15 protein-coding genes and 4 pseudogenes are annotated in these 11,257 nt (G+C 66.0%); 3 read left to right on the forward strand and 16 right to left on the reverse strand.

The window, feature by feature from the left end; genetic code table 11:
- From JCM19049_RS03775 to JCM19049_RS23110, 9 genes and pseudogenes are all read right to left on the reverse strand, one after another.
- Window positions 1-368: ABC transporter permease (locus JCM19049_RS03775; protein ID WP_279402411.1), on the reverse strand; the 368-nt coding region annotated here is incomplete at its 3' end.
- Window positions 369-397: 29 nt separating this feature from the next.
- The gene (locus JCM19049_RS03780) at window positions 398-1,417 is read right to left on the reverse strand and encodes a hypothetical protein (protein WP_054820848.1); all 1,020 of its coding nucleotides are present in this window, start codon (window positions 1,415-1,417) and stop codon (window positions 398-400) included.
- Window positions 1,417-1,599: an FtsX-like permease family protein gene (locus JCM19049_RS03785; RefSeq protein WP_054820849.1), complete on the reverse strand. Its 183-nt coding sequence runs from the start codon at window positions 1,597-1,599 to the stop codon at window positions 1,417-1,419. Before JCM19049_RS03785 ends, JCM19049_RS03780 begins: the two co-directional genes overlap by 1 nt.
- The gene (locus JCM19049_RS03790; protein ID WP_054820850.1) at window positions 1,578-1,898 is read right to left on the reverse strand and encodes a hypothetical protein; all 321 of its coding nucleotides are present in this window, start codon (window positions 1,896-1,898) and stop codon (window positions 1,578-1,580) included. The genes JCM19049_RS03785 and JCM19049_RS03790 overlap by 22 nt, the downstream gene beginning before the upstream one ends.
- Window positions 1,853-2,419: a hypothetical protein gene (locus JCM19049_RS03795; RefSeq protein WP_054820851.1), complete on the reverse strand. Its 567-nt coding sequence runs from the start codon at window positions 2,417-2,419 to the stop codon at window positions 1,853-1,855. Before JCM19049_RS03795 ends, JCM19049_RS03790 begins: the two co-directional genes overlap by 46 nt.
- Window positions 2,420-2,427: 8 nt before the next feature.
- On the reverse strand, window positions 2,428-3,159 hold the full coding sequence (locus tag JCM19049_RS03800) for an ABC transporter ATP-binding protein (protein WP_374700223.1): 732 nt from the start codon (window positions 3,157-3,159) through the stop codon (window positions 2,428-2,430).
- Between the two features lie 153 nt (window positions 3,160-3,312).
- Window positions 3,313-4,193 (reverse strand): annotated as a pseudogene (locus JCM19049_RS03805) (cation diffusion facilitator family transporter).
- A gap of 28 nt (window positions 4,194-4,221) precedes the next feature.
- Entirely contained in the window at window positions 4,222-4,383 is a 162-nt protein-coding gene (locus tag JCM19049_RS23105) for a hypothetical protein (RefSeq protein WP_374700224.1), read from the reverse strand.
- Complete coding sequence (locus JCM19049_RS23110; protein ID WP_054820853.1) at window positions 4,356-4,595, reverse strand: ArsR family transcriptional regulator; 240 nt, start codon at window positions 4,593-4,595, stop codon at window positions 4,356-4,358. Before JCM19049_RS23110 ends, JCM19049_RS23105 begins: the two co-directional genes overlap by 28 nt.
- Before the next feature lie 83 nt (window positions 4,596-4,678).
- Between JCM19049_RS23110 and JCM19049_RS03815 the strand changes: the two are divergent.
- Window positions 4,679-5,271: pseudogene (locus tag JCM19049_RS03815) on the forward strand (DNA-3-methyladenine glycosylase I).
- Window positions 5,268-6,200, forward strand: a complete 933-nt coding sequence (locus JCM19049_RS03820; protein WP_054820854.1) for a hypothetical protein — start codon at window positions 5,268-5,270, stop codon at window positions 6,198-6,200. Before JCM19049_RS03815 ends, JCM19049_RS03820 begins: the two are co-directional and overlap by 4 nt.
- Before the next feature lie 369 nt (window positions 6,201-6,569).
- Here JCM19049_RS03820 and JCM19049_RS03825 read toward each other — a convergent pair whose 3' ends face one another.
- From JCM19049_RS03825 to JCM19049_RS22170, 4 genes and pseudogenes are all read right to left on the reverse strand, one after another.
- Window positions 6,570-7,424 carry a siderophore-interacting protein gene (locus JCM19049_RS03825; protein ID WP_279402412.1) on the reverse strand — a complete coding sequence of 285 codons (855 nt, stop codon included), beginning with the start codon at window positions 7,422-7,424 and terminating at the stop codon, window positions 6,570-6,572.
- Between the two features lie 124 nt (window positions 7,425-7,548).
- Window positions 7,549-7,959, reverse strand: a complete 411-nt coding sequence (locus tag JCM19049_RS03830) for an acyl-CoA thioesterase (RefSeq protein WP_306420665.1) — start codon at window positions 7,957-7,959, stop codon at window positions 7,549-7,551.
- Window positions 7,960-7,963: 4 nt separating this feature from the next.
- Window positions 7,964-8,697 (reverse strand): annotated as a pseudogene (locus tag JCM19049_RS23115) (App1 family protein).
- Window positions 8,610-9,080: a hypothetical protein gene (locus JCM19049_RS22170; RefSeq protein ID WP_374700225.1), complete on the reverse strand. Its 471-nt coding sequence runs from the start codon at window positions 9,078-9,080 to the stop codon at window positions 8,610-8,612. The pseudogene JCM19049_RS23115 and the gene JCM19049_RS22170 overlap by 88 nt, the downstream one beginning before the upstream one ends.
- Window positions 9,081-9,179: 99 nt before the next feature.
- Between JCM19049_RS22170 and JCM19049_RS03840 the strand changes: the two genes are divergently transcribed.
- Window positions 9,180-9,620 (forward strand): pyridoxamine 5'-phosphate oxidase family protein, encoded by a 441-nt coding sequence (locus JCM19049_RS03840; protein WP_054820856.1) that lies wholly within the window; start codon window positions 9,180-9,182, stop codon window positions 9,618-9,620.
- Between the two features lie 100 nt (window positions 9,621-9,720).
- Here JCM19049_RS03840 and JCM19049_RS22175 read toward each other — a convergent pair whose 3' ends face one another.
- From JCM19049_RS22175 to JCM19049_RS03850, 3 genes and pseudogenes are all read right to left on the reverse strand, one after another.
- A complete protein-coding gene (locus tag JCM19049_RS22175) occupies window positions 9,721-10,035 on the reverse strand; it encodes a 3-hydroxyacyl-CoA dehydrogenase family protein (RefSeq protein WP_306420669.1) in 315 nt (104 codons plus the stop codon).
- A pseudogene (locus JCM19049_RS23120) lies at window positions 9,996-10,900 on the reverse strand (aldehyde dehydrogenase family protein). Before JCM19049_RS23120 ends, JCM19049_RS22175 begins: the two are co-directional and overlap by 40 nt.
- Window positions 10,816-11,257, reverse strand: a 442-nt coding sequence (locus JCM19049_RS03850; RefSeq protein WP_279402413.1) for an aldehyde dehydrogenase family protein, incomplete at its 5' end; no start/stop codon positions are given. The pseudogene JCM19049_RS23120 and the gene JCM19049_RS03850, both read right to left, overlap by 85 nt.

Consider the following 11,257-nt stretch of genomic DNA (forward strand, 5'->3'; position numbering starts at 1 on the left):
CAGCGCGGCGACCAGGCTGACACCCAGCACCAGGCCAGCTGCAGCCACGGGATGTCGAAGTACACCGTGCCCACGGCCGCCAGGGTGCTGTATGCCCCGAACATGCCGTAGATGACGCCCAGGATCAGGCCCAGCAGGGCGGCCACCCCGCCGATCAGCACCGCCTCCACCGCCAGCATGGAGCGCAGCTGCTTCTTCTTCAGGCCCAGGGCCCGCAGCAGCGAGTTCTCACGGGTGCGTTCAAGCACCGAGAGGCTGAGCGTGTTGGCCACACCGATCAACGCGATCAGCACCGCCACCGCCAGCAGGCCGGAGACGATCATCAGCAGCACGTCGATGATCTGGGAGAACATCGCCTTCTCGGTCACCCCGCCGCTGACCAGCGCCTGGTCAACGTTCAGGTCTTGGAGATCTGCTCCACGACCTGCTTGACCTGGCTGTCGCTGACCGAGTCGTCCAGGCGCACCAAGGCACCGCCCATCACCTCTTCATGCTGCAGCCCGATCCGCTGTGCGGTGTCCCGGGTGATCATGTTCGGCAGGTACCTGGCCGAGGAGGTGACTAGCTTCAGCTCATGCCCCTTGATGGTGGCCGTGGTGGCCTTGGCGTCCCCGCTGGCCCCGCTGGTGTACACCAGCTCGCCGTCCTGCGGCAGCGGGGCGTTTTGCTGCAGCACATCCTGCAGCGTCGTGGTGTCCACGATGAACAGGTAGGACTCGTCGCTGGTGCCGTTGTCCAGCTCGATCTTCGGCGCCCCGGATTCGTACCGGCTCACCGCCGAGATCCCCTCAATCTGGCGCAGCTGGGTTTCCTGCGCCGGGTTCAGGTCCCCGGACTGGACCATCAGGTCCACCGGGTATTCCTCGGTCAGCCCCTGGTTCAGGGACACCTTCGCGCTTTGCCCGCCCACCATGATCATGGACACCAGGGTCACGCCAATCAGCAGCGCCGTCGCGGTGGCCGTGGTGCGACCGGGGTTGCGCACCGAGTTCAGTGCCGCCAGCTTGCCGGCCACCTTGCCCCGGACGACCAGCGCCCGATGCCGTACACCGCGAGGCACGAACAGCGAGGCGAGCATCAGGATGCCGGGGAAGGAGAACAATCCGCCCAAAAAGGCGATCGGCAGCGACTTGAGCATCGCCCCGGCCACCAGCCCGGCGAACCCGGCCAGGGCCAGGATGGCGCCAAAGACGATCCGCAGCTTGCCGGCGCGATTCTTCACGCTGGCCGCGTCAAAGGGGCGCAGCGCCGCCAGCGGGGCCAGCTTCATGGCCCGGCGGGCCGGAACCCAGGCGGAGAGCACGGTCATCACGATGCCGATGGCCAACGGCACCAGCAGCACCTTCAGATCCAGCGCCAGGGTGGCGTAGGCCATGTCCGGTACCGTCACCTGCAGCAGCTTGATCAGTCCGGCCATCAGCCCACCGCAGCGGCCACGCCGAGCAGCGAGGAGACCACGCCGATCAGCAGCGCCTCAATGAGCACCGAGGAGCGGATCTGCCCCCGCTTGGCCCCCAGGGTGCGCAGCAGGGCCAGTTCGCGGGTGCGCTGGGCGATCACCACGGAGAAGGTGTTCATCACCACCAGGCCGGTGACCACCAGGCCACCAGGGCGAAGATCAGCAGCACCACGGTCAGCTGGTCGGTGCCGCCGGTGAGCTGGGCGACGTCCTCGATGATTTTTTCATCGGCGGTAAGCACCGAGGCGCTCTTCACCGACTGCTCGGCCAGTTCTTCGCGCAGCGCCTGCGCGGCGGCGGAAACGTCACCGGAGGCGTTGACGATCAGCTCATCCAGTTGCGCCTGCTCGCCCATCAAAAATTCAAAGGCGTCTTCGGACACGCCCACCTGCATCATCCCGCCCATGAACGGGTCGGCGCTGGGGGCGCTGAGCCCCACGATGCGCACTTCCTGCAGTCCGTCCTCGCCGCTGACCCCGTCCAGGCGACGACGTCCCCCAGCGAAAGGCCTTCCTCCTGGGCGCCCTTCTCATCGACGGTGATCTCGGTTTCCTTCGTCGGGGCCCGGCCCTCGATCAGGTTCAGCCCGGAGAAGCGGTTCTCGGCGGAGACCGGAACCAGCCAGGCGCCGAACGCGTTCTTGTCGGTGCGCAGGCTCGTGCCGGCCCGCACCGAACCGTAGGCGGTGGACACCTCGGGCAGCTTGCGCACCGAGTTCAGCACGTCCAGGGTCATGGGCTTGTCCGACTCGGTGCCGTAGTCCTCGTTCTTCCAGTCCTGGAAGGCCACCAGGTCGGCGTTGCGGTAGACCTCGCCCACGGAGTTCTTCAATGTAGCCCGGGTGGAGGTGTCCACCGCCAGGCTGGCCCCGAGGAATGCGGTGCCGATGGCCACCGCCAACACCGCGGCGATGTAGCGCCGCGCATAGGTCTTGATATTCGCTAATGCGACGTGAAGCATGATCAGTCCTACTCCGCCAGGTTGGCCAGCGCGTCGGTCACCGAGGCAACGGTCGGCTCGGCCAGCTTGCCCACCAGCTGCCCGTCCTTCATCAACAGCACTTCGTCGGCGTAGGAGGCGGCCACCGGGTCGTGGGTGACCATGATGATGGTCTGGCCCATTTCGCGGGTGGAGGCGCGCAGCAGGGACAGCACTTCGGCGCCGGTGCGCGAATCGAGGTTGCCGGTGGGTTCATCGCCAAAGACCACCTCGGGGCGGGTGAGCAGGGCGCGGGCCACGGCCACACGCTGCTGCTGGCCGCCGGAGAGCTCGTGCGGCTTGTGATCCAGGCGGTCGTTCAGCCCCAGGATCCCCACCACCTGCTCGAACCAGGCCGGGTCGTGCTTCTTGCCGGCGAGCGCCAGCGGCAGCAGGATGTTGTCCCGCGCGGTGATGGTGGGCACCAGGTTGAAGGACTGGAAGACGAAGCCGATCTGTTCGCGGCGCATCTCGGTCAACTGGTCGTCGCTGAGCTGCATCAGGTTCTTGCCGCCGATCAGGATCTGCCCGTCATCGGCGGTGTCCAGCCCGGCCAGGCAATGCATCAGGGTGGACTTGCCGGAGCCGGAGGGGCCCATGATGGCGGTAAAGCGCGAACGCACGAAGGAAACGTCAACGCTCCTCAACGCCTCGACACGGGTCGAGCCGTGCCCGTAGGTCTTGGTCAGGCCCCGGGCCTGCACGGCGAAATCTGTTTCCACAACGGTTTCTTGATTCATAGTCCAAGACTACAAACCCGCATGCCACCAAGGGATCGGCCAAATGAACGGTGTTTGGTGCCACAGTGTCATACCAGGGGTGGAGAGCTGCGCCCACCGGCCGTCGCAGTGCCGCAAGGCACGCGCCCCGCACGATCAGCAGTCCACGTGGTATTCGCTCCGGCGATGTGAGGCCGGTTCGATCTGGAAGGTCGAGTGGCTGATGCTCACCTCGAAGTGCTCGGCGACGCATTGCTGCAGCAGGCGCAGCAGCTCGCCGGTGGAGTCCGAGGAGAACATTTCATCAGCCACCACGACGTGGGCGGTGAGCACCGGAAGGTTCGAGGCGATCTGGCTGGCGTGCAGGTCATGCACCGCCAACACCCCGGGCAGCTTCTCCAGGTGCTGGCGCACGTCATGCAGGTCCAGGCCCCTGGGGTAGATTCGAGCAGGATGTGGGTGGTCTCCCCCAGCAGCTTCAGTGCGCGGGGCACAATCAGCGCGGCAATGAACAGTGCGGCCAGCGAATCGGCGGTGGCCCAGCCGGTCAGCCAGATGACCACTGCGGCGACAATGACCGCCACCGAACCCAGCGCGTCGTTCAGCACCTCCAGGAACGCGGCGCGCATGTTCAGGTTGTCCTGCCGCCCGGCGAAGATGATCCACATGGAAACCAGGTTGCCCAGCAACCCAATTACGCCAAAGACCAGCAGGCCGGTGGACTGGATCTCGGCCGGTTCAAAGATGCGGCGCACCGCGTCAATGGCCGCATAGATGCCCACCGCCAGCAGCAGCGCCGCCTGCAGCGTCGCGGAGAGCACCTCGGCACGTCGGAAACCCCAGGTGCGCTGGTCGGTGGATTTGCGCATCACCAGGTTGGCGGCGGTCAGCGCCATCAGCAGCCCCAGCGTGTCGGTGAGCATGTGGGCGGCGTCCACCAGCAGCGCCAGCGAGTTGGTCAGCAGCGCCCCGACGACCTCGGCGATCAGGATCGTGGCGGTGATGCCAAACGCCCAGGCCAGGCGTTTGCGGTTCATCTCGGCCAGGCCGTGGTCATGGGAGTGGTCATGGGACACTGTGCAGCGCCTCCTGGTTGGAATTCGGGCCTTCGTGTTCGTCGAGCCAGTGGTGCTCGCCCTGCTGGGCGCGCACCAACGGTCCTGCGTGTTTCAGCAGGGTCTGCAACCTCGCCTCGTCGTTCAGCGAGTAGAGGCTGGAACGCCCCACCGAACGGGCCTTGACCAGGTTGCCTTCGCGCAGGCACGCCAAATGGCGCTCACGGTGCTTTGGGCCAGGCCCAGGTGCTCGGTCAGTTCCTTGACCTTGTGCTCCCCGGTCTTCAGGTGTTCCAGGATCATCAGCCGCATCGGGTCGGCCAGGCAGTGGAAGAGGGCCGCGGTGCGTCGGCGGGTCACCGCACCCGCATCTTCATCGGTCACTGACTTTATTATCGCCATATAACGATGATAGCAGGAACGGGCGCGAGGGCCAGCGCTCCCGGCGGCGATGGCAGGATGGTGGCATGGGAGATTTAATCATCGGGGTCGACGGGCTGGCGCGGCCCCCGTGGGCAGCCAGCAGCGAGCTGCTGCGTGAGTACTACGACACCGAATGGGGCATGCCCATCACCGATGAGCGCGGCCTGTTTGAGCGCCTGAGCCTGGAGGCCTTCCAGTCCGGCCTGTCGTGGGCGATCATCCTGAAGAAGCGGGAGGACTTCCGCCGGGCATTCGCCGGCTTTGACCCCGACGCGGTCGCGGCCTTCGGCCAATCGCAGATTGACCAGCTGCTGCAGGACACGGGATCGTGCGCAACCGGCGCAAGATTGAGGCCACCATCAGCAACGCGCGGGCCACCGTCGCCCTGCGCGCCGCCGGCGGATTATCGGAGCTAATTTGGTCGCACCGCCCGCAGCACACCCCGCAGCCGGCCACCCTGGCCGAGATTCCCACGCAGAGCCCCGAATCGGTGGCGCTGTCCAAGGCGCTGAAACGGGCCGGCTTCAGGTTCGTGGGACCCACCACCATGTTCGCGCTGATGGAGGCCATCGGCATGGTGGACACCCACCTGCTGGGTTCGCACCGCCGCGGCAGTTCGGGAATCTGGCGACAGTGACGCACCGGTTCCGCCTCACCTCCACCGGGGCGCTGGATGTGGCGCACCTGTTCCAGGTGCTGCAGGTGCATTCACTGCCCATCCAGGAAACCCTGGATCCGGCGCAGGGCACGATCGCCCGGCTATTGCGCACGGCCACCGGCTGGCAGCTGACCGAGCTGCGGGTGGATGCCGGCGGCGTGGGGGTGACCACCGAGGCACCGGCGAGCGCCGAAGTAGGGCTGCGGGACGCCGTGACCCATTGGCTGGGGCTGGCGCAGGACGGCACTGCGGGATTGCGCCGCCTGTCCAGGGATCCATTGCTCGGTGCCTGCGCCCGAAGGCATCCGCACCTGCGCCTGATCAGCTACCCGGATTTCTTTGAGGCCCTGGTGACCACGGTGCTGGGTCAACAGATTTCCACCCGCGCCGCCCGCACGCTGGCGCTGCGGCTTGTCACGGCACTGGGGGTCGAGCACGCGAGCGGGTTCCACGCCTTTCCAGAGGCCGCGAGGGTCGCCGGAACATCGGTTCCCGATTTGGTGTCCATCATCAGGTGCCCCGCCTCCCGGGCGGCAACCTTGCAACGGGTGGCCCAGTGGTACCTGGATTTCGGCCCGTCGATGAAGGCCCCGGTCCCGCAGCTGCGCCAGAGTCTACTGGCTCTGAAGGGAGTCGGTCCGTGGACGGTGGATTATGTGGCATTGCGCGGGCTGCGCGCCCGGCGCGTTTTCTTGGCTTCGGACCTGGTGGTGCGCCGCGCCTGCAGCTGCTGGCTGGGAGCAGAAGGCGTCCCTGCTGAATTGGGAAAAGGACAACGCGCTGGCGACCGTGCTGCTCTGGAAGGTCGCGGGCGAACTTGGCGCCCCGCCAGGCGCAGGCGCGCTACCGATGTGAGGACGGCCCTGGCTCACCCAGACAAATCTCACGCAGCCAAGACCCGGACTTAAAACAGAAGAAGCGCATCAAGGCGTGCATGCTTGATGCGCTTCATTCTGCGACTCGGCTGACTGAGCAGGTCAGCCATTCCCTTTCCCTTTTACTTCAAGCCGGCTAGGCCGACCACCGCCGGGGATTGAGCAAGTCCCGTGACGGCTCTTGGTCGACTCGCATCGACCAAAGTCAGCGCCTCCCCCGACCACACACGGGGAAGGCTCTGCACTAAGCATACGACACCCCACCACAATAACGTCAAGTGCATCTGGCTTAATTTTTCAAAGTTTCTCTTAGGTGTGTCTAATCTAAGAAAAAGCGGCCCGGAGCGGGTGTCGCTCCGAGCCACTGCGGGGCCAGGCCCCTAGAATCTTCCGCCGCTGGCGCTATTTTGCCGGCGCTGGCTCCTCGTCAAAAATCTGGCCGATGGCGCTGCGCTTTTCGGCCTGGAATTCATCCTCCACCCGGCCGTAGGCCCAGTACGCGGACAGGGACATCTCCTGGCGCTGCACTTCGCGCTCCCCATGGAAGTACATGCGCAGTTTTTTCATGACCTCACGCTCGCCGTGGCAGAAGATCTGCACCTTGCCCTCGGGCCACGGCACCTGGCGGACCGCCTGCTCAAGGATGGTGGTCTGCGGAGAGAACGGCGCATTGCGGTGCAGCCAGGTGATCTCGATGCCCTTCGGCGCCTGGAACTGTACTTCGTCCTTGGCATCGTTGACCTCGATGATCACCCGACCGACCATGTCCTCATCCATGGCCTCCAGCGCGCAGGCGATGGCAGGGATCGCGGTTTCGTCCCCGACCAGGAACTGGAAGTCGTACTCCGCGCTGGGCGCATAGCGTCCGCCGGGACCGCTGAAGCAGATCTTGTCACCGACCTGCGCGTCGCGTGCCCACGGCCCGGCCAGCCCCTCGTCCCCGTGGACCACAAAGTCGATGTCCAGCGTCCGGGCCTCGGTGTCCACGTTGCGCACAGTGTAGGTGCGGCGTACCGGCAGATCCTGGGCCGGGAGAATGGCCCGCAGCTCATCAAGGTTGTAGGGCGGCTGCAGCCCCAGCTCGGGCTTGGCGAAGAGAATCTTCACGTAGCGGTCGGTGGCCTCCTTGTCCTGGTAGCCGGAAAACCCTGGACCGCCGAAGGTCAGGCGCACCAGGTGGGCGGAGATCTGCTGGCGAGCCACCACTTCGAGCACTACCTGCGGACGCACCGGACGACGACCATCACTCTTGGCCACAAAAACACCCCTTGAACTAATAGGTTAGATATAGCTAGCCTAATTCATTTTTGGGGCAACGGCACCTAGCGCCCAAAGACCGGCCGCCCCTGGAAGGGTGCCAGCCCGGCGCGTTCGGCCTCGCTCAGGCGCTGTACCCGCGAGCTGGCGGTGTCAAAGAAGGCCAGCGTGGTGGTGGCCCGCACACACAGGGTGTCCTCCACGGATCCCGGAATTCATAGCAGATATCGAAGCTGGCCGGCTTCACGCTGGCGATCCACAGGTCCACGTTGACCGGGACGTTGCGGTATTCCAGCGGCCTGGAGTACCGCACGCGGTGTTCGACCACCAGGATCTGGACCCCGGCCGGGACGGCGGAGAAGATATCCACCTTCGGACGCATCCCCGGAGCGCCGGTGCCCCCGGGCACGCCAAAGCCGGCGATGCGCGCCTCCTCCATGAGCCTGATCAGGTTCACGTTGTTCACGTGCCCGTACGCATCCATGTCGCCCCAGCGCATGGGGACCTCGACGCGCAATACGGTTCCGTCTTCCATCGCTTTATCCCTTTCCGTCATCGGCCTGGCTCCCGGACTCGGGCGCGGCTGCGGCGCCACGCTTTTCACCTTCCAGCAGGCCCAGTTGCTGCAGCCGCAGCGCGATGCGCGATCCGTCGGCCTCGTAGACCCAGTCCGTATCCGGGGTGGACATTTGCAGCTCGTGGGAGCGACCGCCGGCCAGCACCGCCTCGGATGGGGTGAGCTGGCGGATGACAATGGCACGCACGTGCTGCGGATAGCGCCGAGCGAACTCGGCGTAGGTGCTCGGGTCATGCTGCCCGTCGTCACCGATCAACACCCAGCGGATGTTGGGGAATTCGTGGGCCAGGCGGCGCAGCTGGTCCACCTTGTGCTGGACCCCGCTGCGGAACCAGGCGCTGGGAGTGGGTCCCCAGTCGGTGAGCAGCATGGGTCCCGGGGATAGAGGTTGCGGCTCAGGAACCGGTTCAGGGTCTGCGCGACATTCCAGGCGCCGGTGGAAAGATAGATGGTCGGGGTGTTGGGGCGCGATGTGACCAGCCGCTCCATCATGACCGCCATGCCGGGGGTGGGCACCCGGGCATGTTCGGAGAGCACAAAGGAATTCCAGGCCGCCAGCAGCGGCCGAGGCAGCGCGGTGACCACCACGGTGTCGTCCACATCGCAGATCACCCCGGTGCGCTGGTTTTCGTCAATGACCAGCACCTCGGTGCTGGCTCCTTCCCCCTGGGCCACACTGACATCCACCGGTGCCACCCGGGGGCCAGGTCGACGCTGAGCTTGGCGTCAATCACCCCGCCGCGGTCGGCGTGGACCTTGAAGTCCTGGCCGGCCACGTGGACCATGACCTCGGCGTAAGGCAGGATCGGGGAAATGAAGTTTCGAAAGCCGCGAATCCCGTCCTCGATCATCTGGGCCTTGTGTCGCCCGTTTTCGAAGAATCCCGGACGCGCCAGGGCGACCCGGGCGAAGACGCGCACCCAGCCCCCGTCGCCGCTGCTGTATCCATAACCCAGATACGGCATAATGATGGGACGCAGCCCCCGGCCCTGAGCCCGACGGGCGCGCCAGCGGTGAAAGCCGTCTTCCAGGCGTGCGGCAATATGGCGCGCGGTGCCGTCAGTTGCAGCATGAGTCATGCAACCAGTCTTTCACGACTGGCCCCGACTGGGGGTGTCGCCAGAAATTTGTGCCCGAATGCACTGGACTTTTTCTACAGGACGTAGAAAACTGAGGGTATGAGATTTGAACACGACAATGACGATCCGGTCCTTAAACTGACCGAGGAACAGTGCTGGGAATTGCTGGCCCATAGCGCCCACGGACGTGTTGCCACCGCCGCGGCGGGCATCATCGACATCGTTCCCGTGAATTTTGCCGTGCACAAGGGCTATATTTTCATCCGCACCGCTCCGGGCAACAAGCTCGCGGCAATGACCGTGAACTCCTCCATCGCCTTCGAGGCCGACGGGGTGCTCTCCGACGAAGCCTGGAGCGTCGTGGTGCACGGCACCGCGGCCGTGCTGGAAAGCGAGGAGGAGATCCGCGAGGCCCGCGAGTCGGGCGTCACCCCGTGGATCCCCACCCTGAAGGACGCCTGGGTCCGGGTCAAGGTCGAGCGGATCTCCGGACGCCACTTCATCCTCGGCGCCCAACCCGAGGTTACCGACGAGGCCTGATTCCCGCTTCACCCGCCCTGCCCCGCGCCGGGCGCAAGCACGCCAGGGGACCGCGAATTCTCGCGGTCCCCTGGCGCTTTCCCATCGGCGGTGCCCGACGCTAGGAGTAGTCGTAGAACCCGGCGCCGCTCTTGCGTCCCAGGCGGCCTTCGGCGACCTTCTCGGCTATCAGCGGGTGCGGCTTGTCGGCGGCGTCGCCGGTCTCGGCGTAGGTGGCCTGGGCGATGAAGTCGATGACGTCGATGCCCACCAGGTCCATCAGTTCAAAGGGACCCATCGGATGTCCCAGCGCGGTCTTGGCCGTGGTGTCGATGTCCTGGAAACTGGCGACCCCGTTGGCGGCCAGTTCCAGCGCCTCGCGCTGCAGCGCGCCCATCATGCGGTTGGCGACAAACCCGGGGACCTCCTTCTGCACCAGCACCGGTCCTTGCCCATGGCGCGCGCCACCTGCATTACGGCCTCCACGGTGGCGTCACTGGTGTGTTCGTTGCGCACCACCTCGACGCACTTCATGACCAGGGCCGGGTTGAAGAAGTGCATGTTGCACACCAAGTCCGGCGCCCGGAAGCCTGCGCCACATGCGAGGAGGCCAAGGTGGAGGAGTTGGTGGCCAGGATCGCGTGTGCCGGGGTGCTGCGGCCCAGCTGCTCAAAGAGCGCCTTCTTGACCTCCAGCTTCTCCACGGCCGCCTCGATCACCAGATCCGCGTTGCCGGCCGCCGCGTCCAGGTCGGTGCTGCGTTCCAGCCGGGCGAGGGCCGCGTCGGCATCGGCCTGGGTCAGCTTGCCCTTGGCCACCCGGCCCGCGGCCCACTTATCCAGTTCCCGCCCCGCGGCCGTTAGCGCCTCGCCGGAGATGTCGTTCAGGGTGGTGTTGTAGCCGACCAGGGCCGCGCTCATGGCGATCTGGCGCCCCATGGTGCCCGCCCCGATGACCAGGATCCGCTGTATCTGCATCGTTGTCCTTCCGATTCCCGTGCCGGTGCTAGCCGCGCAGGTAAGTGGTGGTGGTGTGCGTATAGAATTCGCGGGCCGCAGCCCCTTGTTCCTTCGGCCCGTATCCGGAGGCCTTGGCCCCACCGAAGGTACGTGCGGGTCGGCCCCGGCCGATTCGGAATTCACATGCAGAATACCCACATCAAGCTGCTGTTGCGCGCGAATCGCCGTGGCCAGGTTGGTGGTGAACAGCGCCAGGCTCAGCCCGAACTCACTGTCCTGGGCGGCGGCGAAGGCCTGCTCGGCGCCGGCGACTGGATGACCGAGAGGATGGGGGCAAAGAATTCCTCACGCCATCCCGCGTTCTCACGCCCCCGCGGCCCCTCGGGCAGCTGCAGGATGATGGGCGGCATGAACCCGGCCTCCTGCGGGGCGGCACCCCGATAGCGGATGCTGGCGCCCTGCTCCAGGCACGTTCCAGCCCCTGCTGGGCCGCATCGCGGGCCCGGGCATCCACCAGTGGACCCATGTGCACCGCCGCCGTCCAGAGGGTCCCCGGTTACCCAGTCATCGAGCCGGGCGGTAAGCCGGCCCAAGAAGTCCTCGGCGATGTCCGCGTCCAGGATCAGCCGTGAGGTGGCGGTGCATTTTTGGCCAGTGGAGCGAAACGCGCCAAACAGCACCTGCTCCACGGCCAGTTCC

It is taken from the genome of Arthrobacter sp. JCM 19049 (assembly GCF_001310435.1).

What these genes read in the sequence shown, in the direction of transcription:
- JCM19049_RS03840 (WP_054820856.1), top strand. Translation starts at nt 9,180, where the DNA reads ATGAGATTTGAACACGACAATGACGATCCGGTCCTTAAACTGACCGAG.
- JCM19049_RS03830 (WP_306420665.1), bottom strand. Translation starts at nt 7,959, where the DNA reads ATGGAAGACGGAACCGTATTGCGCGTCGAGGTCCCCATGCGCTGGGGC.
- JCM19049_RS22170 (WP_374700225.1), bottom strand. Translation starts at nt 9,080, where the DNA reads ATGACTCATGCTGCAACTGACGGCACCGCGCGCCATATTGCCGCACGC.
- JCM19049_RS03795 (WP_054820851.1), bottom strand. Translation starts at nt 2,419, where the DNA reads ATGCTTCACGTCGCATTAGCGAATATCAAGACCTATGCGCGGCGCTAC.
- JCM19049_RS03780 (WP_054820848.1), bottom strand. Translation starts at nt 1,417, where the DNA reads ATGGCCGGACTGATCAAGCTGCTGCAGGTGACGGTACCGGACATGGCC.